21 protein-coding genes are annotated in these 21,725 nt (G+C 64.6%); 11 read left to right on the top strand and 10 right to left on the bottom strand.

Features of this window, described 5'->3' with window-relative positions; all coding sequences use genetic code 11:
* Window positions 1–622: 622 nt before the first annotated feature.
* The 3 genes from V3H18_RS04520 to V3H18_RS04510 all read left to right on the top strand — a co-directional run bounded on the left by V3H18_RS04520 (window position 623) and on the right by V3H18_RS04510 (window position 2,633).
* Complete coding sequence (locus V3H18_RS04520; RefSeq protein ID WP_332080729.1) at window positions 623–853, top strand: hypothetical protein; 231 nt, start codon at window positions 623–625, stop codon at window positions 851–853.
* Window positions 854–948: 95 nt separating this feature from the next.
* Window positions 949–1,794, top strand: a complete 846-nt coding sequence (gene bufB, locus V3H18_RS04515; protein WP_332080728.1) for an MNIO family bufferin maturase — start codon at window positions 949–951, stop codon at window positions 1,792–1,794.
* Window positions 1,791–2,633 carry a DNA-binding domain-containing protein gene (locus V3H18_RS04510; RefSeq protein WP_332080727.1) on the top strand — a complete coding sequence of 281 codons (843 nt, stop codon included), beginning with the start codon at window positions 1,791–1,793 and terminating at the stop codon, window positions 2,631–2,633. The genes bufB and V3H18_RS04510 overlap by 4 nt, the downstream gene beginning before the upstream one ends.
* Here the strand turns inward: V3H18_RS04510 and fae are convergent.
* Entirely contained in the window at window positions 2,603–3,148 is a 546-nt protein-coding gene (gene fae, locus V3H18_RS04505) for a formaldehyde-activating enzyme (protein WP_332080726.1), read from the bottom strand. The two genes, V3H18_RS04510 and fae, sit on opposite strands and share 31 nt — an antisense overlap.
* Window positions 3,149–3,382: 234 nt before the next feature.
* On the opposite strand from fae, the gene V3H18_RS04500 reads away from it, so the two are divergent.
* Window positions 3,383–3,646, top strand: a complete 264-nt coding sequence (locus V3H18_RS04500; protein ID WP_332080724.1) for a hypothetical protein — start codon at window positions 3,383–3,385, stop codon at window positions 3,644–3,646.
* 30 nt (window positions 3,647–3,676) lie between these two features.
* Here the strand turns inward: V3H18_RS04500 and V3H18_RS04495 are convergent, their stop codons facing one another.
* The 6 genes from V3H18_RS04495 to V3H18_RS04470 are packed head-to-tail and all read right to left on the bottom strand — an operon-like array spanning window position 3,677 to window position 9,512.
* Window positions 3,677–4,732 carry a quinone-dependent dihydroorotate dehydrogenase gene (locus V3H18_RS04495; RefSeq protein WP_332080723.1) on the bottom strand — a complete coding sequence of 352 codons (1,056 nt, stop codon included), beginning with the start codon at window positions 4,730–4,732 and terminating at the stop codon, window positions 3,677–3,679.
* Window positions 4,729–5,073 (bottom strand): DUF952 domain-containing protein, encoded by a 345-nt coding sequence (locus V3H18_RS04490; RefSeq protein WP_332080722.1) that lies wholly within the window; start codon window positions 5,071–5,073, stop codon window positions 4,729–4,731. The genes V3H18_RS04495 and V3H18_RS04490 overlap by 4 nt, the downstream gene beginning before the upstream one ends.
* 33 nt (window positions 5,074–5,106) lie before the next feature.
* Window positions 5,107–5,514, bottom strand: coding sequence for a type II toxin-antitoxin system VapC family toxin (locus V3H18_RS04485; RefSeq protein ID WP_332080721.1), 408 nt, complete (start codon window positions 5,512–5,514; stop codon window positions 5,107–5,109).
* A complete protein-coding gene (locus V3H18_RS04480; RefSeq protein ID WP_332080719.1) occupies window positions 5,511–5,768 on the bottom strand; it encodes an AbrB/MazE/SpoVT family DNA-binding domain-containing protein in 258 nt (85 codons plus the stop codon). Before V3H18_RS04480 ends, V3H18_RS04485 begins: the two co-directional genes overlap by 4 nt.
* A gap of 46 nt (window positions 5,769–5,814) precedes the next feature.
* Window positions 5,815–8,037, bottom strand: a complete 2,223-nt coding sequence (gene mdoH, locus V3H18_RS04475; protein WP_332080718.1) for a glucans biosynthesis glucosyltransferase MdoH — start codon at window positions 8,035–8,037, stop codon at window positions 5,815–5,817.
* The gene (locus tag V3H18_RS04470; protein ID WP_408631758.1) at window positions 8,025–9,512 is read right to left on the bottom strand and encodes a glucan biosynthesis protein; all 1,488 of its coding nucleotides are present in this window, start codon (window positions 9,510–9,512) and stop codon (window positions 8,025–8,027) included. The genes mdoH and V3H18_RS04470 overlap by 13 nt, the downstream gene beginning before the upstream one ends.
* A 312-nt stretch (window positions 9,513–9,824) precedes the next feature.
* Here V3H18_RS04470 and glmU point away from each other — a divergent pair, with 312 nt between their 5' ends.
* The 3 genes from glmU to glmS all read left to right on the top strand — a co-directional run bounded on the left by glmU (window position 9,825) and on the right by glmS (window position 13,596).
* Window positions 9,825–11,192: a bifunctional UDP-N-acetylglucosamine diphosphorylase/glucosamine-1-phosphate N-acetyltransferase GlmU gene (glmU, locus tag V3H18_RS04465; protein ID WP_332080716.1), complete on the top strand. Its 1,368-nt coding sequence runs from the start codon at window positions 9,825–9,827 to the stop codon at window positions 11,190–11,192.
* Window positions 11,189–11,680 (top strand): cupin domain-containing protein, encoded by a 492-nt coding sequence (locus tag V3H18_RS04460; protein ID WP_332080715.1) that lies wholly within the window; start codon window positions 11,189–11,191, stop codon window positions 11,678–11,680. Before glmU ends, V3H18_RS04460 begins: the two co-directional genes overlap by 4 nt.
* Before the next feature lie 86 nt (window positions 11,681–11,766).
* Window positions 11,767–13,596 (top strand): glutamine--fructose-6-phosphate transaminase (isomerizing), encoded by a 1,830-nt coding sequence (gene glmS, locus V3H18_RS04455; RefSeq protein ID WP_332080714.1) that lies wholly within the window; start codon window positions 11,767–11,769, stop codon window positions 13,594–13,596.
* Here the strand turns inward: glmS and V3H18_RS04450 are convergent, their stop codons facing one another.
* Complete coding sequence (locus tag V3H18_RS04450; protein WP_332080713.1) at window positions 13,597–15,096, bottom strand: FAD-dependent oxidoreductase; 1,500 nt, start codon at window positions 15,094–15,096, stop codon at window positions 13,597–13,599.
* A gap of 141 nt (window positions 15,097–15,237) precedes the next feature.
* On the opposite strand from V3H18_RS04450, the gene V3H18_RS04445 reads away from it, so the two are divergent.
* A complete protein-coding gene (locus tag V3H18_RS04445; protein ID WP_332080712.1) occupies window positions 15,238–16,062 on the top strand; it encodes an ABC transporter permease in 825 nt (274 codons plus the stop codon).
* Complete coding sequence (locus V3H18_RS04440; RefSeq protein WP_332080711.1) at window positions 16,052–16,816, top strand: ABC transporter ATP-binding protein; 765 nt, start codon at window positions 16,052–16,054, stop codon at window positions 16,814–16,816. Before V3H18_RS04445 ends, V3H18_RS04440 begins: the two co-directional genes overlap by 11 nt.
* Here V3H18_RS04440 and V3H18_RS04435 read toward each other — a convergent pair.
* Together V3H18_RS04435 and V3H18_RS04430 are read right to left on the bottom strand one after the other, a co-directional pair.
* Window positions 16,795–17,961 (bottom strand): LptF/LptG family permease, encoded by a 1,167-nt coding sequence (locus tag V3H18_RS04435; protein ID WP_332080710.1) that lies wholly within the window; start codon window positions 17,959–17,961, stop codon window positions 16,795–16,797. The genes V3H18_RS04440 and V3H18_RS04435 overlap by 22 nt on opposite strands.
* 102 nt (window positions 17,962–18,063) lie before the next feature.
* A complete protein-coding gene (locus V3H18_RS04430) occupies window positions 18,064–18,960 on the bottom strand; it encodes a hypothetical protein (RefSeq protein ID WP_332080740.1) in 897 nt (298 codons plus the stop codon).
* A gap of 230 nt (window positions 18,961–19,190) precedes the next feature.
* Here V3H18_RS04430 and V3H18_RS04425 point away from each other — a divergent pair, with 230 nt between their 5' ends.
* Window positions 19,191–20,462: a glycosyltransferase gene (locus V3H18_RS04425; RefSeq protein ID WP_332080709.1), complete on the top strand. Its 1,272-nt coding sequence runs from the start codon at window positions 19,191–19,193 to the stop codon at window positions 20,460–20,462.
* The gene (locus V3H18_RS04420) at window positions 20,459–21,703 is read left to right on the top strand and encodes a glycosyltransferase (protein ID WP_332080708.1); all 1,245 of its coding nucleotides are present in this window, start codon (window positions 20,459–20,461) and stop codon (window positions 21,701–21,703) included. The genes V3H18_RS04425 and V3H18_RS04420 overlap by 4 nt, the downstream gene beginning before the upstream one ends.
* The last annotated feature ends 22 nt before the right edge of the window (window positions 21,704–21,725 follow it).

Raw genomic sequence — 21,725 nt, 5'->3', positions numbered from 1 at the left:
GAAAAGCCCCGATGGGGCGGCGCCGGCTAGGTTGGCGTTGCGGGCGGCTTTCGACGATCGGACGTCCCCGCGCCCTGACGGCGCCTAAGAGGGACGAAAAGTTCGCTTACGAACTGGCCGGCGCGGCCCGAAGATCGAAAACCATGCGAAAAACGCCGGCGGATCGACCGTCAGCGTCCGGCTTCTCTATCAGCGCCGCCGCCCGTCCGCAAGCGGGACGATGACGCCCGTTTCGATGGCGGCCCTGGGAAACCGATGACATGATGGCGCAATAGTCTCGATAATATACTTTTCTGGTGGATTATTCATCTTTTAAAAGTCTTCCGCGACAGATGAGATTCTCGCTGGCGGAATCGCAGCGCCGCGCATAATCTTTCCAAACTCTCGAGCGTCTTCTTTAAGGAAGATGCGAAGGAGATGACGGCGACAAGCGTTTCGGGCGCGGGGAGCCCGCCCGAGCTTCCGTTATTTTAGCATGGCGCCGGCGGTCGGCTCCCGGCGAAGATCGGTTCGCGCCGGTCGGCGCGAATCAGGCGACATCAAGTCAGTCGAATTCCGCCGCGCAAGCGGCGAGAACGTTTCTCTGTCGCTTGTGACGGAGTTTTTTGGAGAGGAGAATGCAATGAAGTCGAATGTTATTTCCGGATCGGCGCTCGCCGCCGCCGCCATCGCCCTCGCGCTCAACGGCGCCTCGATGGCCCCGGCGCATGCGCATGGCGCGACGCAGACGCAGGCCAAGACCCATTGCGGCGGCAAGGGCAGCTGCCATCACAAGGCCAAATGCCATCACAAGGCGAAATGCCACCACTACAAGGGCCACTGCAATATGAAGAGCCGCTGCCACAGCAAGTAGCCGCTTCGGGCGCGGGAAGGCCTTTGGTTCGTTCCCGCGCCGCCTCGTCGCCGGCTTCGGCCGGAGCGGCGAACCTCCGGGAAAGAGGAAAGGCGATGCAAAAACCTGCGCCGCTCGGATATGGCCTCGGCCTGCGTCCCGTCTATTACGACGAGATTTTGGAGACGCGCCCGCCGATCGATTGGTTCGAGATCATTTCAGAAAATTACATGCTCGCCGGGGGGCGGCCGCTCGCCATGCTGGACCGGGTGCGGGCCGATTATCCGATCGTGATGCATGGCGTGTCGATGTCGCTTGCCTCGACGGATCCGCTGAACTTCGACTATTTGCGCGCGCTCAAGACGCTGGCGGAGCGCGTGGAGCCCGCCTGGATCTCCGATCATCTCGCCTGGACGGGCGTGCATGGCCTCTCGCTGCACGACCTTCTGCCCATCCCCTATACGCGCGAAGCGCTCGCGCACGTCGTCGAGCGCATCCAGCGCGTGCAGGATTTTCTCAAGCGCCGGCTCGTCGTCGAAAACGCCTCGACCTATGTCTCCTTCGCCGATTCCGAGATGAGCGAGCAGGAATTTGTCCGCGAGATGGCGAACCGCGCCGATTGCCTGCTGCTGCTCGACGTGAACAATGTCTTCGTCTCGAGTTTCAATCACGGGTTCGATCCGGTCGCCTTCATCGACGCCGTTCCGGCCGAGCGCGTCGTGCAGTTTCATATGGCGGGCCATACGAATGAAGAGACGCATCGCGTCGACACCCATGACCAGCCGGTCTGCGAGGAGGTGTGGGAGCTCTATGAGCGCGCGCGCCGCCACTGCGTCGACGCATCGGCGATGATCGAGCGCGACGACAATTTCCCGCCGCTTTCCGAGCTTCTCGACGAAGTCGGGCGCATGCGCGAGATCGACGCCCGCATCGCGGCGGAGGGCGCGCGCAGCGCGGCATGAAGCTCGCCGATTTCCAGTCCCGGTTTCAGGCGAGCCTGCTCGGCGGCGCGAGCGACGCCGACGGCCCGCTTATCGAAAAGATTAAATCATCGCCCCGCGGCGCGACGCCCGAGACGCTGCTCGGCGTCTATCAAAGCGGTTATCGCGCGCGGCTTGCCGACTTCGTCTCCGAGGATCATCCCGGCCTGCGCGCGCTCCTCGGCGATGAAGATTTCGATGCGCTCGTCGACGCCTACATCAACGCATGTCCGGCGCGACATCCCAACGCCCGCTGGTTTACGACGGGCCTCTCCGATTTCATGCGCGAGGACCAGCGCTGGCGCGACGACGTTCACGCCCTGTCGATGGCGCGTTTCGAGCGCGCCATGACGGACGCTTTCGACTCCGCCGACGAGACGCCCCTAAGCGTTCAGGCGCTCGCCGATTTTTCGCCGCAGGATTGGCCGCGCCTCGTCTTCGCCTTTCATCCCGGCGTCGCGCTGCTCGAACTCGCGCCCGGCGCGCTGGCCGCTTACGCCGCCGCCGTGAGCGAGGAAGAGGAAGAGCCAGCGACGGAGGATGCGCCTGCGCCAGAAGGCGTGGAATATGTCGCGGTCTGGCGCGTCGACCACGAGTCAGCCTATCGTCGGCTCGAGGCGGATGAATATGTCGCGCTCTGCGAGGCGCGCGCCGGCCGGGCCTTTGGCGACATCTGCCAGATGGCCGCTTTTCAGCAGTCCGGCGAGATGAGCCCCGAGCGGCTCGCGCAATGCCTCACAGGCTGGTTTGAAGGCGGAATGATCGTCGGCGTGCGCGTCGAGGACGAGGATCACTCCTCGAAGACGCCCTCAAGCGCGTAATGCGAGATGGTCTTGCGGTTGGCGATCAATTCGTCGACCGTCGGCTCGCCTTTGATCGCCCGCGAGATCGCGAGCTTCGTCGCCTCGTAATTGGTGCGATAAAGATCTTTCTTGTCGAGTTTCTTCTGGTGCTTGGCGCAGCGCGGATCGAGCCAGACCATGATGATCATGCACAACTCGTCGATCTGCTCCCTGGGGATGATTCCCTCGGCGACGCAATCGACGATCGCGTCGCCCGTCGCCGCTTGCACGATCCCGCCGAGAAGCTCGACATAGTCCTCCGACTTCACCGTCATTTTGGTGGTCATCATGGTGGCGGGACGCACCTGCTGATTGAGATCGCGGATGACGAACATGCGCGGATGGCCGGCGACCTGTCCCGCCAAACTGGCGAAGGCGTGGCCCACCGGGCCTTTCACGTTGCCGATCAGCACTTCCGGCATGGCGTCGGTATATTGCCCATCCGCCGCCAGAACCGTCGCTTCGCCCGTCGCCAGCCAGATATGCTCGGTCATCGTCATTCCTCTTTGTTGGATGCGCGTTGGATAGCATCGGGCGCTGTCACATGAAAGCGGCCCCCGCCGGCTCGCCCTCGGCGCGGCGGCCTTTACGGGAGGGCTCGCGTCGAACGCCCGCGCTTTTTGCAAATTCCTTATGGCGGAGCCGGAGAAAGCGAATGGATTCCTTATGCGCCCACGCCGCAATTTACCAAGAACGGGGTCGATGTTCTCCCCTCTTGGAGATGCGATATGAAGCCGCTATTCGTTTGCGCCGCTCTTTTGGCGAGCGTCGCATCCACTCACGCACAGCCGACCGAATTCTCCGGACCGACGGAACAGTCTCAAGCCGCATCGAGCAGAAGCGAGGTCTCCGTTGACTATTACAGCGCGACCGGCCGCCTGTTAGGAAGCGTGATCACGATCGGCGGCACGACCTATTTCGCCGGCCCCGATGGCGCGCCGTTGGGAACGTCAACGACGATAGACGGTCGTAAGGTCTACAGGAGATATTGACGCCCGTCGCCGACATAAGCCGGTTCCCGCTCAACGGATCGCTGACGCGCGCACGCCGATCTTCGCGGCAAGCGAAGAGCCGTCGTGCGCCAGCGCATCGAGCAGCCCCCGCTTGATGCGCGCGATCAGCCCGGGGCCTTCGTAAACCAGAGCGGAATATAGCTGCACGAGCGCCGCGCCGGCTTCGATCTTGGCGAGCGCCGCTTCTGCGCTGTCGACGCCGCCGACGCCGATCAGCGGAAATTGTCCTTCGACGCGCAGATAGGTCTGCGCGAGCATGCGCGTCGAAAGATCGAAGAGAGGCGCGCCGGAAAGGCCGCCGCTTTCATTCGCGAATGTCGGGCGCAGCGAAGCGGGCCGCGAGATCGTCGTATTCGACACGATCATGCCGTCGATGCGCCGTTCGCGCGCGACGCGCACAATATTATCGAGTTGCGCGAGCGTGAGGTCCGGCGCGATTTTGAGGAGCAGGGGACGGCGGAGGCTCGCCGCGTCCCGCGCGTCGATAACGCGTGCGAGGAGCTCGGAGAGCGCCTCGGGCTCCTGCAGATCGCGCAGGCCCGGCGTATTCGGCGAACTCACATTGATCGCAAAATAGCTCGCGACGTGGGCGAAGGCGCGAACGCCCGCGACGTAATCGGCGACGCGGTCCGCGGCGTCCTTATTGGCGCCGATATTGACCCCGACGATTCCGCCGCGCCGACGTTTCGACAGGCGCGCGAGCGCCGGCGCATGGCCCTCATTGTTGAAGCCATAGCGATTGATCACCGCGCGGTCTTCCGTCAGTCGAAAGGCGCGCGGGCGCGGATTGCCGGCCTGCGCGCGCGGCGTCAGCGTGCCGACCTCGACGAAGCCGAAGCCGAAGCCAAGCATCGCGTCGGCAACTTCGGCGTTCTTGTCGAAACCCGCCGCAAGCCCGATTGGATTTGGAAAATTAAGGCCGAAAGCGGAAACGGCGAGACGCGGATCGTCTGGCGCTTGCGCTCGCGGCGGCGTAAATTTCAGCGCGGCGATGGTCGCGCGATGCGCGTCCTCGGGGTCGAGCAGGCGCAGGAGCGGCGCCGCGAGGCGAAAGGCGTCGATCATATAATGAGGCCGGAAAAATCATGACGCCCGTCGGCGCGAAGCGGCAGGGGATGAAGGCGCATGACGGCGTCGAGCGCAAGCGCGTCATAGAGATGCGGAAAGAGCGCGCCGCCGCGCGAGGCCTCCCATTTCAGCGCGTCGCCGAGCCGCTCGGCGTCGATCGCGATGAGCAGCAGATCGTCGCGCCCCGCGAAATGTCGCGCCGCCGTCTCCTCGACCTGCTCGGCCGTGGAGAAGTGAATATAGCCGTCGGTAAGATCGATGGCCGCGCCGCGGAAGACGCCTTCGGGCTCGGCGGCGCGCCAGTCGGTGTGCGAAACGATTTTGTAGATAAGGGTCACTGTCTGCTCCTTCTCGCGGCCGGAGGGGAGAGGCTAGCGATGAGCGGAAAGCAGTTTTGCTTCGCCGCCGCTCTGCTTGATCTTCTTAACGGCGTCGCGATCGAAACTGGTGAAAACCACGCCGCCCGCGCGTCGTCCTTCAAAGGCGATCACGCCATCGGCGAAATCGCCGCCGGCTTCCAGAACCGAGAGTCCCGCTTCGACCGCCGGCCGATCGGCCTCGACCGTCTCGCTGTCGATAAGCGCGCGAATGGCGCTGGCGACCTCGCGCGCGCTCCTCTTATAGCCGCGCATCAACACCCACGAGAATTCGCATAGGCTCGCCGTCGCGACGGCGACGCGTTCCGCGCCAAGAAGCGCCCGGGCGGCGATGGGGCTTTGAACGGGATCGTCGCCGACCGCTGCGCGCAATAGCACATTCGTGTCCGGCGTGATCCTCACTTCTCGCCCGCCCAGCCTCCGGCAATGATCTCATCGATCTTCTCCAGTGGCATGCCGGCTTCGCCGGGGCGACGGAGGGAATTGACGAAGCGCGTCAAATCGCTCTTGCCCGTCGCCGGGCGCAATTTCGCGCTTCCGGCGGCGGTCAATTCCACCGTCACGCGATCGCCCGGGCCGACGCCAAGATGGTCGAGCACCTTCTTGCGAAGCGTCACCTGGCCTTTGGCGGTAATTTTAAGCGTGTTGGTCGTCATGCGATAAATGTAAGGTAATATTGCCTTACTTTCAAGGCGGCGCGGCTCACTCGGCGGCCCTTGCCTCTTGCGGCGCGCTGGCGAGAGCGCCGCGACGCGGCAGGCGCGCGATCATGCCAATCAGGGCGCGGTCGGAGATGACGACGAGCCGCTCGCCGCGATTAAGCCAGGCGACGGCGTCCTCGATCGTTTCGGCGTCGGCGATCTTGGCTTCCGCCAGCGCGCGGTCGGCGCTGATCTGGCCGCGCTGGCGCGGCCTTCGCGTCGGCAGCCAGTTTTCATGCCGTTCGCGCAGGTCCGAGTCGCCATGGATCGCGATCAGGCAATTCACTTCGTCTTCGCCAGCGCGCGCCAGCGCCTTCGAGAGCGCCCTGGCGCGCTTGGCGATCGGAGGCGTCGTCGTTTCTTCAGGCGTCGCCAGCACGCCGGCGCGGCGGAAGACGAGGCCGAGCCAGCGCTGGCTCGTCGCCCATGAAATGAAGATCGCCAGCACGAGGCCGGCGATCGTCGGCGACATCCAGGCGACGAGCGAAGGCGAAATCATGAAGCCGGCGACGAGGCTGAGGAGGCCCAACGCCACATGCCAGATATGGCGGCGCACGATGTCGGGGAAGGGCACGGAGCCGTCGTCGCGCCGCTGCGGATCCCAGCCCGTATCGAAGCCGAAGACGATGTGGAGAACATGCCCGGTCTGGATCAGCATCATGATCGGCGCGAGCAGAGCGGAAAGCACGATCTCGAAAACCGTCGAGATCACCAGCATAAAAAAGCCGCCCGAGCCCTTGCGCGTCTCCGGCTCATAAAAGGCGACGAGCAGGCCGAAGAGTTTCGGCGCGAGCAGAATGCTCATGGTGAGCGCGAAGAGCTGCAGCGAGCGCTCGGCGTCGAACCGCGGGAAGGTTGGAAAAAGCACAAACTCGCCAGTAAAATATTCCGGGCGGAAATAGCTCGCCTGAAAGACGATCACAATGCCGACGAGCAATTGCAGAAGCCAGAGGGGCGAAGTCAGATAGCCGAAAATGCCGGTGAGGAAGTGCTGGCGCGACGCCCAGTGCAATCCCTTGGCGAGCAGTACGCGCGAATGCTGCAGATTGCCTTGGCACCAGCGCCGGTCGCGTATCGAGACGTCGATGAGCGAGGGCGGGCTTTCTTCATATGAGCCGCCGAGGGTGGGCGTCATATAGACGGCGTAGCCGGCGCGGCGGATGAGCGCCGCCTCGACGAAATCATGGCTCAATATATGGCCGCCCCACGGCGGGCGTCCGCGCAGGTCGGGCAGGCCGCAATGCTGGGCGAAAGCCTCGGTGCGGATGATGGCGTTATGGCCCCAATAATTGCCGTCGCGGCCCATCCAGGCCGAAAGGCCCATGGCGATGACGGGCCCGTAGACGCGCGCCGCGAATTGCTGAACGCGCGCGAAAAGCGTGTTGCGGCTGATGATGAGCGGCAATGTTTGAATGATGCCGCTGTCGGGGTCCGCCTCCATGGCGGCGGCGAGACGCACGATGGTCGGGCCGGCCATCAGACTGTCGGCGTCGAGGACGACCATATGCTGATAGGCGCCGCCCCACCGGGAGACGAAATCCTCGATATTGCCGGCCTTGCGGCCCGTGTTCTTTTCGCGCCGCCGATAATAGACGCGCGCCTGCGGACCGAGCCGCCGGCGAATGCCGATGAAGGCGCGCTCCTCGGCGATCCAAATGTCCGGATTGGTCGTGTCCGAGAGAAAATACCAGTCGAAATGCGCGCCCAGGCCGGTCGCTTGCACGTCCTCATAGATCGTTTGCAAGGCGGCGAAGACGCGGCTTGGCGCCTCGTTATAGATCGGCATGACGACGGCGGTCTTCTCCGCGAGCGTCGCGGGAAGCGGCGGCGGCCGCCGATGGCGGAGCAGCAGGACGAAGCCCACGACGCAGCTTGCGAAGGAGAGGGCGATCCAGGAGAAGTTGAGGACGAAAAGCGCCAGCAGCGTCCACTTCAAGGTGGTGACGCCGCCCACGTCGATGACCCGATACATCTCATGGGCGCCATAGGCGGTCAGCGCGAAGCCGCCGCCGAAAGTCACGAGGCGCGCGAGCCAGGGCGTGCGCCACAGCCAGGGCGCTTCCGGCTTGCGCCTTTGCCGGCTGTCAAATTTGTAAAGATTTTGCGCCGGCATGGAGAGCCGGCTTTCGATCGGCGTCGGCGGCGCGACGGCGGGATCGGCGGTCGCCGGCGTTTCCCTGGCGGGCGGCGCCTCGTCTTCCGGCGCGAGGGTTAAAGCGTCCATCTGTAAAGCCAGGTTTCGCTTATCGGCTGCTCGTCCGACTGCAAGACGAGCCGCAACTCGCAAAAAGTCTCGTTCCCAGGGTCGACGTCGAATGTGACGCGGCAGGTCTTGGCCAGCGGGTCGAGAAAAGTGCGAATATTCGTCGCCGATCCGGGAGAAGTCGTCAACGCCGCATTCAGCTGCGCCGTACGCTGAGGATTGGCCAAGATATCGCCCGCAAAGACGACGAGAAAACGGCGAAGCCTGCCGCCCGGCGCGCGGCCGGAGCGCGCCTCGGCCGCCGTCGCCAGCGGCGGACGCGTCGGCGGCTCCCAGCACCAGAATTGCCGGTAGGCGAAGGCGGCCTCCTTGCCGGCGACGAGGGGCGCCTTGGGCCGCCAATAGGCGACGATATTGGAATTGATCTCAGATTCCGAAGGAATCTCGACAAGCTGCATGGCGCCTTCGTCCCAATCGCCAAGCGGCTCGATCCAGAGCGACGGGCGGCGCTCCCAATGCTGGTCACTATCTTCGTAGGCCTCTATGTCGCGTTGGCGCTGCAGCGCGCCGAAGCCCTTGGGATTGGCGTCGACAAAGGAGGAGAATTGCAGATTTTCGCGATTGGATACGGGACGCCAGAGCCATTCGCCCTTGCCGGTCAGCATCTGAATGCCGTTGATCTCCGCGGCCATGGGCCGCCAATCGTCGACGCGGCGTTGGTCGAGCGGCGTAAAGAGCGACGCCGCCGCGAAGCCCGCGAGGCCGTAATGATCGACGTTGGCGCGCGGGTAGAGCGTGAGCTCCGTGTCGATGAGCGTCGCCTCGCCCGGCCGCAGCGTGAAGCGATAGACGCCCGCGACGCTCGGCGAATCAAGGAGCGCGTAGATGACGAGCGCGTGGTCGCCCGGCGCCGGCTTTTCGATCCAGAAGCTGCGGAAGGCCGGGAACTCCTCGCCGCGCGGATCGGCGGTCCGAATGGAGAGTCCGCGCGCCGTCACGCCCAAATTCTGGCCCTGCGCCAGCGCGCGATAGAAACTCGCGCCCTGAAAAATGGCGAGCTCCGCGTCCGGCACGCCGCTTTGCGCATAGAGCACGCGAAACCCGGAAAAGCGGAGATCGGGGAGCGGCTCGGTAATCTTCAGGCCGCCATAGTCGAAATTACTCTGATCATAGAGGACGCGCGTCGCGGCGCCATTCTCGACGAGATAAATGTCGACCGCCGCCGCGAAAATATGGCCGCGATGCAGCGGCTCGATGGAGAAGCCCCTGTTCTCCCGACGCCATATGGCGGCGCCCGGCCTGTTCTTGATCCCGACGAACTGCTCGTAGGAAAGATTTGCGAAAGGTTCGCGCAGCTCCGTCGGAGGCGGCTGATAGGGCTTGGCGGCGAGCGCGCGGGCAAGCTCTGCGACCATGTCGCGGGTGAAGGGGGCGGGTTCGGCCGTCGACGCCCGCGCGGCGGCGTCCGCATGGAAGCCGGGTTGCGCCGGCGCCATCCCGGCCGCGATCGCGGCCAAGCCCGCTTTCAGAACATCTCGACGTTCAAACATGAGCTACCGAAGGGAGGGCTCGAGCCGATCCGCGCAGATCCCGAACATGGCGCTTTAGCTTATTATTGCGGCGCAGCGTGGACGACGACCCTCTATACTAGATAGCCAAGGAGAGAAAACGCTTTTCTTGGTCGTTTTCATGGCCCGCGCGCGAATGCCGCGGCGGCTTGCGCTCCGCCGCGCGAATCTGCCAGAACCGACGCGCAGGCCGCGCCGCCCCCGCGGCTTCTCTCGTAACCCCAACCCTTGAGGGCGTCGATGCCGACACCCAGAAACGCCCTCGCCGTCATCCTCGCCGCCGGCGAAGGGACGCGGATGAAGTCCGACCGGCCGAAGGTTCTGCATGAGATCGCCTCTCGCTCCCTGCTCGCCCATGCGCTGTCGAGCGCAGCCGAGGCGGGCGTCGGCCGCGTCGCCGTGGTCGTGGGGCCTGGGCGCGACGACGTTTGCGCCGAGGCGCGGCGCTATGCGCCCGAGGCCGAAATATTCGTTCAAAGCGAGCGGCGCGGCACGGCCCATGCCGTGCTCGCCGCGCGCGCGGCGATCGCCAAGGGCTGCGACGACCTTCTTGTCCTCTTCGCCGATACGCCGCTCGTCGAGGGACGAACGATCGCCGCCTTACGCGCGGCGCTTGCCGCAGGCGCCAGCGTCGCCGTGCTGGGCTTCGAGGCTTCCGATCCCTTTGGCTATGGCCGCGTGTTGCGCGACGCTGGCGGACGCCTGATCGCGATCCGCGAGGAGAAGGATGCAAGCGAGGCGGAGCGCGCCGTCACGCTCTGCAACGCCGGGCTGATGGCGATCGACGGCGGCGAGGCGCTGGCGCTGCTCGACAGGATCGACAATAAAAACGCCAAGGGCGAATTTTATCTCACCGACGTAGTCGAGCTGGCGCGCGCCGCCGGCTGCGAAATGGGCGTCGTGGTCGCGGACGAGTCGGAAGTGCAGGGCGTCAACGACCGGATGCAACTCGCGCAGGCGGAGGCCGTCGTCCAGACGCGGCTCCGTCGCGCCGCCATGGCGGGGGGCGCCACCCTCATCGCGCCGGAAACCGTGTTTTTGAGCGCGGATACGGTCATCGGCCGCGACGTGACGATCGAGCCGCATGTCGTCATCGGCCCCGCCGTCGTCATCGGCGACGGCGCCGTGATCCATTCCTTCTCGCATCTCGAAGGCGCGCGCATCGGGGAGGGCGCGGCGGTCGGCCCCTTCGCCCGGCTGCGGCCGGGGGCGGCGCTTGCCCAAAACGCCAAAGTCGGCAATTTCGTCGAGATCAAGAACGCCAATCTCGCGCAGGGCGCCAAGGTCAATCATCTGACCTATATCGGCGACGCCGACATCGGCGCCAACGCCAATATCGGCGCCGGAACCATCACTTGCAATTACGACGGCTTCCTCAAGAGCCGCACGCGGATCGGCGAAAACGCCTTCATCGGCTCCAATTCCGCGCTCGTCGCGCCTGTGACGATCGGCGCGGGCGCCTATATCGGCTCTGGCTCCGTCATCACCAAGGACGTCGCCCCGGACGCCCTCGCGGTGGCGCGTGGCCGGCAGATGGAAAAGGCCGGCTGGGCCGTCTCTTTCCGGGCGGCGCAGGCCGAAAAGAAGGCGAAGGGGAAGACCTCATGAGACTCCTTCTGACCGCAGCGATCCTATTCACCGTTGCGAGCTCTCTATGCGCGCGGGCCGATCAAAAAATCGATCGCATAACCGTGGACGCCGTGGAAACCTTCACGATGGATAGGCTCTCATGGAAAGACGAGCCGATCCTTCCGAAAGGCGCCAAGAGCGCGCTACTGATCGGCGACCCGGCCAAGGCGGGCGTGTTTATCGCCTATCTCAAATTTCCGCCGAACTATAAAATCCCGCCTCACACGCACCCTTTCGCCGAGGTCGTTACCATCCTGAGCGGGAAATTGGGGAACGGCGTTGGCGAGAAATTCGATGCGCCAAAAGGCGGTGTGCTGAAGGCGGGCGCCAGCTTCGCCTTGCCGGCGGGGCATGCGCATTTTGTCTGGACCACCGATGAGGAAACGATCGTCGAACTGATCGCGACCGGGCCATGGGGCATCGCCTATGCCGATCCGAAGGAGGATCCGCGCCAGGAGGCGAAGTAGGCGCCTGCTATAACCACGGTTTTCGTCTCCTTCCCGCGCCTGTTCGCCCTGGCGGCGCGCTTGCTAAAATCGCTTCGGAGGTCGTCATGTGCGGCATTGTGGGAATTCTCGGGAAAGGCCCGGTCGCGGGGCAAATCGTCGAGGCCCTGAAGCGGCTCGAATATCGCGGTTATGATTCCGCCGGCGTCGCCACTCTGGAGAACGGGCGGCTGACCCGGCTGCGCGCCAGCGGCAAGCTTAAAAATCTTGAAGAAAAGCTCGCCGCCGCCCCGCTTTACGGCGCCATCGGCATCGGCCATACCCGCTGGGCGACGCATGGCCGTCCGACCGAGAACAACGCCCATCCGCACGCCAATGACCGCGTCGCCGTGGTGCATAACGGCATCATCGAGAATTTCCGCGAATTGCGCGCGGAGCTTGCCGCGAAGGGCCATGTCTTTACGACCGAAACGGATTCCGAAGCCGTCGCCCATCTCGTCGCCGAAGAATTGCGCGATGGCGCGACGCCTGAAAAAGCCGTCGCGGCGGCGCTGAAGCGCCTCAAGGGCGCGTTCGCGCTCGCCTTTCTCTTCGAGGGCGAGGAGGATCTCCTGATCGGCGCGAGGCGGGGCTCGCCGCTCGCCGTCGGCTGGAGCGACGAAGGGGCCTATCTCGGCTCCGACGCTCTGGCCCTCGCGCCTTTCGCGACTTCCATCGCCTATCTCGAAGAAGGCGATTGGGTGACGCTGACGCGAGAGAAAACCACTTTCCACGACGCCGACGACAATATTGTCGAACGGCGGCGCCAGCCGCTGCAATCGGGCTCATTCCTGGTCGACAAGGGCAACTACCGCCACTTCATGGCGAAGGAGATCCATGAGCAGCCGGAAGTCGTCGGCCGCACGCTCGCCCATTATCTCGACCTCGCCGAAGGCGTCGTGCGTTTGCCTTTCGATTTGAAATTCGATCCGAAGGCGCTGACGCGGATCACCATTTCCGCCTGCGGCACGGCCTATTACGCCGGACTTGTCGCGCGCTATTGGCTGGAGCGTTTCGCGCGGCTTTCGGTCGAGATCGACGTCGCCTCGGAGTTTCGCTACCGCGAAGCGCCGCTCCCCGAAAACGGGCTCATGATCGTCGTCTCGCAGTCGGGCGAAACGGCCGACACGCTTGCGGCGCTGCGTTACGCCCGCGCGCAGGGCCAGCACATTCTGGCGATCGTCAATGTCGAGACCTCGACCATCGCGCGCGAGAGCGACACGGTGGCGCAGACTCTCGCGGGTCCCGAGATCGGCGTCGCCTCGACGAAAGCCTTCACCTGCCAGCTCGCGGTCTTCGCCTGTCTTGCGCTCGCGCTCGGCCGCGCGCGCGGCGTCTTGAGCAAGGAGCGCGAACGCGAGCTCGTGGCGGAGCTCGTCGCGACGCCCGGACAGATGGCGGAGGCGCTGTCCCGCGAAGCGCAGGTCGAGCCCGTGGCGCGCGATGTGGCGCGGGCGTCGAGCGTGCTCTATCTCGGGCGCGGCCCGGCCTTTCCGCTGGCGCTCGAAGGCGCGCTGAAGCTCAAGGAGCTCTCCTACATTCACGCCGAAGGCTATGCGGCGGGAGAATTGAAGCATGGCCCCATCGCGCTCATCGACTACGCCATGCCGGTGATCGTGCTGGCGCCGCCGGACGCGAACCTCGAAAAGACGGTCTCGAACCTGCAGGAGGTCGCGGCGCGCGGCGGCCACCTCATTCTCATCGGCTCGCCGCACGCGCGCGAAGCCGCGGCGGCGGAGCTCGCCGGCTTCATCGACATGCCGGAGAACGTCGCGGGTCCTTTCGCGGTCATCGTCTATGCCGTTCCGGCGCAGCTCCTCGCCTATCACGTCGCGACTTTCATGGGCAAAGACGTGGATCAGCCACGCAATCTCGCAAAGAGCGTCACGGTGGAATAATCACCCTCGGCGAATCGTCTCGACGGCGGCCAGCGCCTCGGCGATGGCGCTTTCGGCCGCAGGCATGCCCTGTCCGTCCGAATGGGCGAGCAGCACATTGCCGAAGCGTTTCGGCAAAGCGCGCATCATGCCGACGACCCCAGGCGAGGCGATGAGGTGATGATGTCCCCAGCGCGTGAGGCGCGCCTCAACCAGCCGCGCCTGCGAAAAGACTTCGGGCATGAGGCGTCGTAAATCCTCGACAATCGGACGGGCGAGCGCGGCGCGGTCGCCTGCGAGCAATTGCGCGCGGCCCGCGCCGGGATCGCGGAAGGGCGCATAGACGGTCAGGACGCCATGATCCTTCGGCCGGGCTTGCGGCGCGAGGACCGCCGCGGCGTCGATCGCGTCGATGAAAGCGCCGCCGCCCGGCGTCCAGCTATCATAGGGGCGGGGCGAGATGGGGCCGTCGAAGCAGCAATTGGCGACGAGATAGCTTCCCTGCCGCAGGCCCGTCATTTTCGCCGTCACGACCGGATCGACGCCGCGCAGAATGCGGGCGGCGAAGAAATAGGGCGCCGCGACGACCGCCCAGCGCGCCTCGATGCAGCGCGGCTCGCCGAAAGTCGCAGCGTCGAGCCAACCGATGCGCGCATAGCCGTCTTCCGCAGGCTCCACGGCGAAGACCGCAGCGCCGGTGACGATCCGGCCGGCCCCGCCGCGCACGATCCGCTCGGCCATCGCGCGCGTGATCGCGCCATTGCCGCCCGGAAAGGCGTGGATGCGCCCGATGATCTCGGAGAGAAAATTGACGCCCGCATAGGCCGAGATTTCGGCGGCGCGCGCGCCAAGCGCCGAGAAACAGAAAGCGTCGATAAAATCGAAAAGACGCGGATCGATATGCTCGCGCCGCAGAAAATCGAGGAGCGAGAGTCGATCGAGCGTCAGCGCCGCCTCCGCGGCGTCGTTGATTGGAATTTTTGGAAAGTCCGCGCGGTCGGCGAGCGCGCGAAGCAGTTCCTTCAGGCTTTCATAGGCGCCGCGCCATTCGCCGTCGCGCGGGTCTTGCGCGCCGGGAACGCCTGTCAGCAGGCGATCGACCGGCTCCGGAACAGGCTGGGGCGTCAGGCCCAGCCGATCGTAAAAATCGCCGAAAGGCTTTGCAAGATCGACGATATAGGCGGAGCCCAGCGCATAGTCGATGTCGCGCCAACGCCCGGATTTGGCGACGCCGCCGGGCGCGGTTTCGCGCTCCAGAAGGACGAGGTCGCGGTCGTGGAGCAGCGTCGCGACGGCGAGTCCCGCAAGGCCGCCGCCGACGATCGCCACATCGACGCGCCGCTCGGGCGCAGGGAGGGGCCTGCGCCACAGCCCGTCGCGTATGGCGTGCATCGGCGCGAAACTGTCGCCGGTCCAGTCGCCAAGCCGATAGTCAAATTCCTCGGCCGCCCGCGCGCGCCAGCGCCCCGGCGCGGCTGCGGCGGCGCCGAATCCCGCAATGACGGCTCGGCGCGTCAGCATGGCGGTTTCCCGTACGGACGGGCTTGATTATACATGTGTTCTCGCTACGGATTTCGCCCCGCCATTGACAGGGGGCGGGCCAAACTGGTCTATGCGCTAAACTCGCGCTTCGCGCCCTCCCGGCAAAGGACGCCCCGCCACTTGCTCGCCTCCATTCCCTTGGCCTATGTCGCTCCCTTCGAACGTGCATGGCGCAATCGGGAGCTTATCCGCGCCGTCGCTCGGCGCGAATTCATTTCGAGGTTTCGCGGCTCGGCGCTCGGCCCGCTCTGGGCGGTGCTCTCGCCGCTGTTCATGCTGCTGACCTACACGGCGCTCTTCTCCATTACCGTGCCGCAGCTTTCCACCGGCATGAGCGTGTCGGATTATGCAAGCTCCATTTTTATCGGGCTGATCGTCTTCAATTTGTTTAGCGAACTTGCCTATCGCGCGCCCATGCTGCTGCATGAGCATGTGAACTTCGTCAAGAAATCGATCTTCCCGAGCGAGACCATCGCCTGGACGGCGACCATCCGCGCCTTCACATACGCCGGCGTCGCCTTCGGCGTTTACATCGGCTTCCGACTGTTGACGGCTGGCGGCGTCCCGCTGACCATCGTGCTGACGCCCTTCCTCGTCATTCCTTTCGCGCTCTTTATCCTGGGCGTCGTCTGGTTTTTGATGGCGCTCGGCGCCTTCACGCGCGACGTCGCGCATATCATGGCGTCGGTTGTGCCGATGCTCATGTTTGCGACCCCGATTTTCTATCGGCTCGACCAGATCGCGGCGATGTCGAAATCCGCCGCTTTCTGGCTGCGGCTCAATATCGTCGGCGAATATATCGAAATGCTGCGCGCCATCGCCCTCGACGGAAACATCCCGAACATTTTCGGCTATCTCGTTGTGGTCGCCATCTCCTATGCGGTGTTTCTCGGCGGCTATCAGTTCTTCATGCGCTACAAGTCGGTCATCGTCGATGTCATCTGAGCTCGCCATTCGCTGCATGGGCGTCGGCAAGGCGTTCCAGCTTTACGCGCATCAGAACGACCAGCTGAAGCAGGTGCTGTTTGGCTTGTGGAAGAAATTCTACAAGGAGAAATGGGTCCTGAACGACGTGAATTTCACCGTCGCGCGGGGCGAGCGCGTCGGCATCGTGGGGCGCAACGGCGCCGGCAAGACGACGCTTCTGCAAATCCTTTGCGGCATCACTCAACCGACGAAAGGCGCCTTCGAGGTCAAGGGGCGGATCGCGCCGATCCTGGCGCTTGGCTCCGGCTTTGACGGCCTCCTGACCGGGCGCGAAAACGCCCGCATCGGCGCGGCGATCCTGGGACTGTCGCGCAAGGAGGTCGACGCCTGCATCGAGGACATCGCCGCTTTCGCCGATATTGGGTCTTTTTTCGAGCAGCCGATGCGCACCTATTCGATGGGCATGATCGCGCGCGTCGCTTTCGCGATTTGCGCCCACGCCCGGGCCGACGTGCTCATCGTCGACGAAGCGCTGTCCGTGGGCGATGAAATCTTCCAGAAGAAGTGCGAGGATTACATCAACGAATTTGCCAAGACCGGCACGATTCTCATTGTTTCGCACAGTCTTGAGTTTCTTCAATCCCTATGCACGCGCGTGATCTGGCTGGAAAATGGCGTCGTGCGCGAGGTCGGAGATCCCGAGAAAGTGACCGCCGATTATCGCGCGGCGATGCTGGCGGAGCGGCAGGATCAGGAGAGCGGCGCGGCGTAAGCGTTTGGCGGCGCGGCGCTCGGCGCGCCGGCAAGGCGCCTGGGCTTCCCGCTCCGATTGAGCCGGGCGATGAGCTGGGCGGAAACGCCGACTTCAGCGAGCGCCAGCCCCCCGAGCAACAAGATAAAAAGTCCGCTTATCCGCAACAGCGATTCGAGCGCGACCAGAAAGCCGATATGCACGGCCGGAATGGCGATGATCGTCAGGCTTCCCGCCGCGCCGCGCCGGCCGGTGATATTGCCGAAGGTCAGCACCAGCGCCATGGCGAGCAGCGTATGGGCGAGCGCGAGCGCCGGCACGCCGAAGCGCTTCGCCGCTTCCGCCATCCATTCGCCGATTTCGCGCGGATCGCCTCCTACGCGCGGCCGACTGGCGAGGAAGTCGTCGGCGGATAATTCATAGACGCCGCGCCAGCCGCGGTTCGGCAGCGTGGCGCTCCCCTGCATCGGCAGCGCCATGGCGTATTCGTCGAAATTGGCGATGCGCACGTCGCCGGTCGTCAGCGAGCGCGTCTGGATGCTGCCGTTGGAGAGGGCGACGATGACGCCCGATTCATTGCGGCGGAATTCCGCGCGGGCGGCCGTGATCGTCTCTTCCTGCATCTTCTCGATCGAGAGTTGCCGGACGAAAAGATTCACCGCGAGGTCGGGCGTCTCCCAGCGTTCGATGTAGAGCGTCTTGACGCCCTTGTCGAAAGTGTAGAAATGCGCCGCGTCCAACATGCGATGATTGAGCGAATTGCGCACGACATTGAGCACGTCCTGCATATTGGTCGAATAATAAGGCGCGACGAAATTGGCGAGGACATAGCCGAGAACGGCGATTCCGGCGGCGAGCGTCAGCGCCGGCCGGCAGATCGACCAGACCGAAAGGCGCAGCGCATAGAGAACGGCGATCATGCCTTCGCTCGCCATGCGGGCGAATTCGAGCGCGGTGGCGACGCCGACCGCCATCGGCAGCGTCACGTATGCGACGGTCGGCGTCACGCCGACCAGCGCCGGGAACACGAGGCCGCCGCGCACGGCGGCGGGCGGAAGCTGATAGAGCAGATAGGAGAGGACGACGGGAACGGAGAGCGCGAACTGCACGACGAGCACGCCGAGGCCGATGCGCTTGAAGAGGTAGAAGAACAAAAGGCGCGGCATGGCGGGAGTCTCAACAGGTCATTGCGGGCGCAATAAAGCGATCCGGCGCCACGCCTGTGATTCCGGCCCGCTTCGTCGCTTCGCATGCGATGAGGACGCTCGTCATTTCTTGAACCTCGCCCAGGCGGCGCGGGAATATTCCGTCCAGGCCGCGTCGAACACGCTGCTGCGGGGCAGCGCCGTCGCGCCTGCCCAATGCGCGAAATAGATCTCCTTGCCTTCGTAATCCACCGGCTTGCCGTCGCGAAAGGCGACGCCCGGCGCCTTGTAGAAGCTTTCATGCGAAGCGCCCGCGACGACATTGGGCAAAAGGTCGATCTTGAGCCCGCGACGATGCGTCACGAAATTCACGAGCGGCTGCGCGAAGAGCTGGCCGCGCTTGCGCACGTCGTGAAAGATCGCCGCGTCGTCGCGGACCGTGTCGATAAAATCGGAAAGCTTCAGGAATTTGTTCGACGTGACCCAGAATCCGTCGTTGAAGAGCAACGCGTCCTTTAGAAAGGGATAATGGTCGCGCCTGTCGTTATAGACATATTCGAAGCTTGGCGACGCCACGATGAATTCGGTCTTGCCTTCCTCGAGGCGTCCGAAAGCGGGCGTGAAGTCACGAAAGAGAATGACGTCGACGTCGACATAAGCGACTTCGTCGAGCGGCAGGGCGAGCGCCTGCAGCTTGCGCAACCGGCGGCGGTTGCTGTTGAAAATGCCGGGATAGAGTTCATGCGAGAGTTTGTCGATTTCGATCGGCTCCTCGCCGACATAGACGGCGCCATAGACGTCCGCCGCGCGCCGCGTCATCGCGACATTGTCGTCATAGGGAATAAGATAGAGCGGCAGCGACGAATTGGTGTCGCGATAGCTTTCCAAAAAAGGCAGCAGCCAGTCGATGATCTTGTCGTTGCCGACGATGGCGATCCCGTAACGTTTTGACAGAGAAGGGGCATTTCCCGCCGCGGCGTCCTGCGGCGAGAGGGCTGGATTTGGAAGACGAAGGCTCATATAGGGGGTGTACTTGTAAAATTCGGGCAAAAGCAAGGGGGCGCATCCCTCTCCCCGGTTGCGGGGCGAGGCGGGACGAAGGGCCAGCGGATTGGCGATATTCTTGAAAGCTTGTTTCGGGCGGCCAGTGAGTTGGAGACCCTTGACGTTGGCGTTTCGCGAAGCGGACGGCGAATCGATTAAGAGCGTCGGAACGATTTGGCGATCCGACGCGCCTATGTCGCCGCGCCATGTCTGAAGCGGCGCGCCTTTCTCCGGAAGCGGCGCGCGGCGGCGCCGACGCCGCGCCGCTCGCCGGTAAGACCGTCGCCGTCGTGCACGCCGCCTGGCACAGTTGCGGCAGCTATCAGGTCAACGTCAGCCAGATCGCTGCCTATAAGCGGCTTGGCGCGCGCGTTCTGTCCATCGCCATGATGGACGACATCGGGCGGCGTCCGCCCCATGGCGGGCGCTGGGCCGGCTATCTCGCCGCCACGCGCGATATCGGCGCCGACCGGCGCTTTTACTCCAGCGCGCCGCTTTCGGCGCTCGCCTCGCGCTTTCTGATCGACGGATGGTGGCGGCTCATTCATGGCGATCAGGCGACCTGGCTGATCGAAATCGCGAAGCGCGCGCCGCTACCGGAGGGGTTTGAGGGCGAGAGGATCGATCTCGTTCACGCCAATCATTATTTCACGCTGCCCTTCGTCGAGACCTTGCGGCGCGGCCGACGCATTCCCATCGTTCTGGAGACGCAGGATATACAGGCGCGCCAATATGTGCTGCGCAACAAGGGCGGATTCTTCATTCCGCCTTATGCGACCTATGACGACATGCTGAAAATCGAGCTCGAATGGATGCGCCGCGCCGATCTTTGCGCGCATCTTAACGAGGAGGAGCATGAAGATTTTCAAAAACTCCTGCCGAAGATGCGCCACAAGCTCATCTATCCCGCCGTGGCCGAGGCGCCCCGCGCCAGGGGACGCGAAATCGTGATCGTCGCGAGCGACAATTACGCCAATTACATGAGCCTGCGCTGGTTCTTGCAGGAGGTCGTCCCGCGCGGGGGAGCCGCGCGCGTTTCGATCTATGGCAATATCGACGGCGGCTTGAGAAAGCGGGATGCCGCGCTTTACGAGGCGCATCGCGCTCTGTTCAAAGGCCGCGTCGACGACATTGGCGCGATTTACGCCAACGCCGGCTGCGTTCTGCTGCCGACCGTCGAAGGGCATGGCCTGTCCATCAAGGCGGTGGAGGCGCTTTCCTGCGGCGCGCCGCTCGTCGCCACGCCGCTGGCGTTCAGGGGGATGCGGGTCGATCCGCGCCGATTGGGCAATGTCGCGCTCGCCGAGAACTCCGCCGAATTCGCGCTGGCCTGGCGCGCGGCGCAAGCGCGCGCGGACGCCGGCGAGACGCCGCTCTGGGAGCTGAGCGACACGCGCCGGCTTTACGAAGAAAGCTTCAGCCCGCAGGCCTATGCGCGGGCGCTGGCGACGGCCGTCGCGACATTGGGGATCATGTGAGCGAAACGCCTCTTGCCGGCCGCCGCGTCGCCCTGCTTCATCCTGCCTGGCATTCCTGCGGCACCTATCGCGTCGTCCTCGGCCAGATCGCCGCCTATCGGGCGCTCGGCGCGGATGTGTCGCCCATCGCGATCAGCCTCGATCCGGGCTTCTTTCCGGGGCGCGGCTGGATCTGGAAATCCTTCATAGAGGCGACGCCGGAGCTTGACGACAGCCCGCGCTATTATGGCGGCGCGCCGTTTCGCGCCATGTTCGCGCCGCGTTTTCTGCGCGATACGCTCTGGCCCTATCTCCATGGCGATCAGGCCGTGATCCGCCTGGGCATGGCCAAACGCGCCATGCTGTCGCCGGGCGTCGAAGACGCCGCCTACGATCTCGTTCACTGCAATCATTTCTTTCTCATGCCCGTGGCGCGCCGTCTCGCGCGCGGGCAGGGGGGCGCTATTGCGCCGATCCTGCTCGACACCCATGATCTGCAAGCGCGCCAATTCGCGCTCATGAATGAGCGGATGCCCTGGCTTGCGCCGCGCGCGACCTATGAGGCGATGCTCGCCCAGGAGATCGAGGCGATGCGCGGCGCGGACCTTCTCCTGCATCTCAACGCGCAGGAGGCGGAGGATTTCAGCGCCTTGCTGCCGGAAAAGAGCCATCGGCTGCTCTACCCCGCCGTGCCCGAGGCGCCGACGGGACCGGGCGGACCGGATATCGTTCTGGTCGCCAGCAATAACAGCGGCAATGTCGAAAGCGTCGTCTGGTTCCTGCGCGAGGTCGCGCCCAAGGCGCCGGGCGTCGCCGTCAAGATCGTCGGCAATGTCGACGCGGGCGTGCGTGCGCGGGCGCCCGACGTTTACGCCGCATATAAGGGCTGGTTCCTGGGCCGCGTCGAGGATCCCGGCGCCATCTATGCGGGCGCGCGCCTCGCTTTGCTGCCGACGATCAGCGGCGCCGGCCTCTCGATCAAATCCGTCGAGGCTTTATCGAGCGGCCTGCCGCTCGTCGCGACGCGGCAAGCGCTGCGCGGCATGGACGAAGAGGCGTTCCGCCTCGCCGATCTCGCGCTTGCCGATTCGCCCGATGAATTCGCCCGCGCCCTGACGGAAGCGGCGGCGCGCGCGCCTTTGGACGAAGCCGCGCGGCGCGCGAGCGCGGCCCGCCGTTATTATGAGTCGCATTTCTCCCTTTACGCCTATGAGCGCAGTCTCGGCGCGCTGGCGAGCCCACTCATCGCGCGCGCCAAGTGAACGCCGCGCTTAAACAGCGGCT

This window comes from Methylocystis borbori (assembly GCF_036576025.1).
GTDB lineage: Bacteria > Pseudomonadota > Alphaproteobacteria > Rhizobiales > Beijerinckiaceae > Methylocystis > Methylocystis borbori.
Note: the sequence above shows the minus strand (reverse complement) of the source record. Positions and strands in the feature narration are given on the sequence as shown.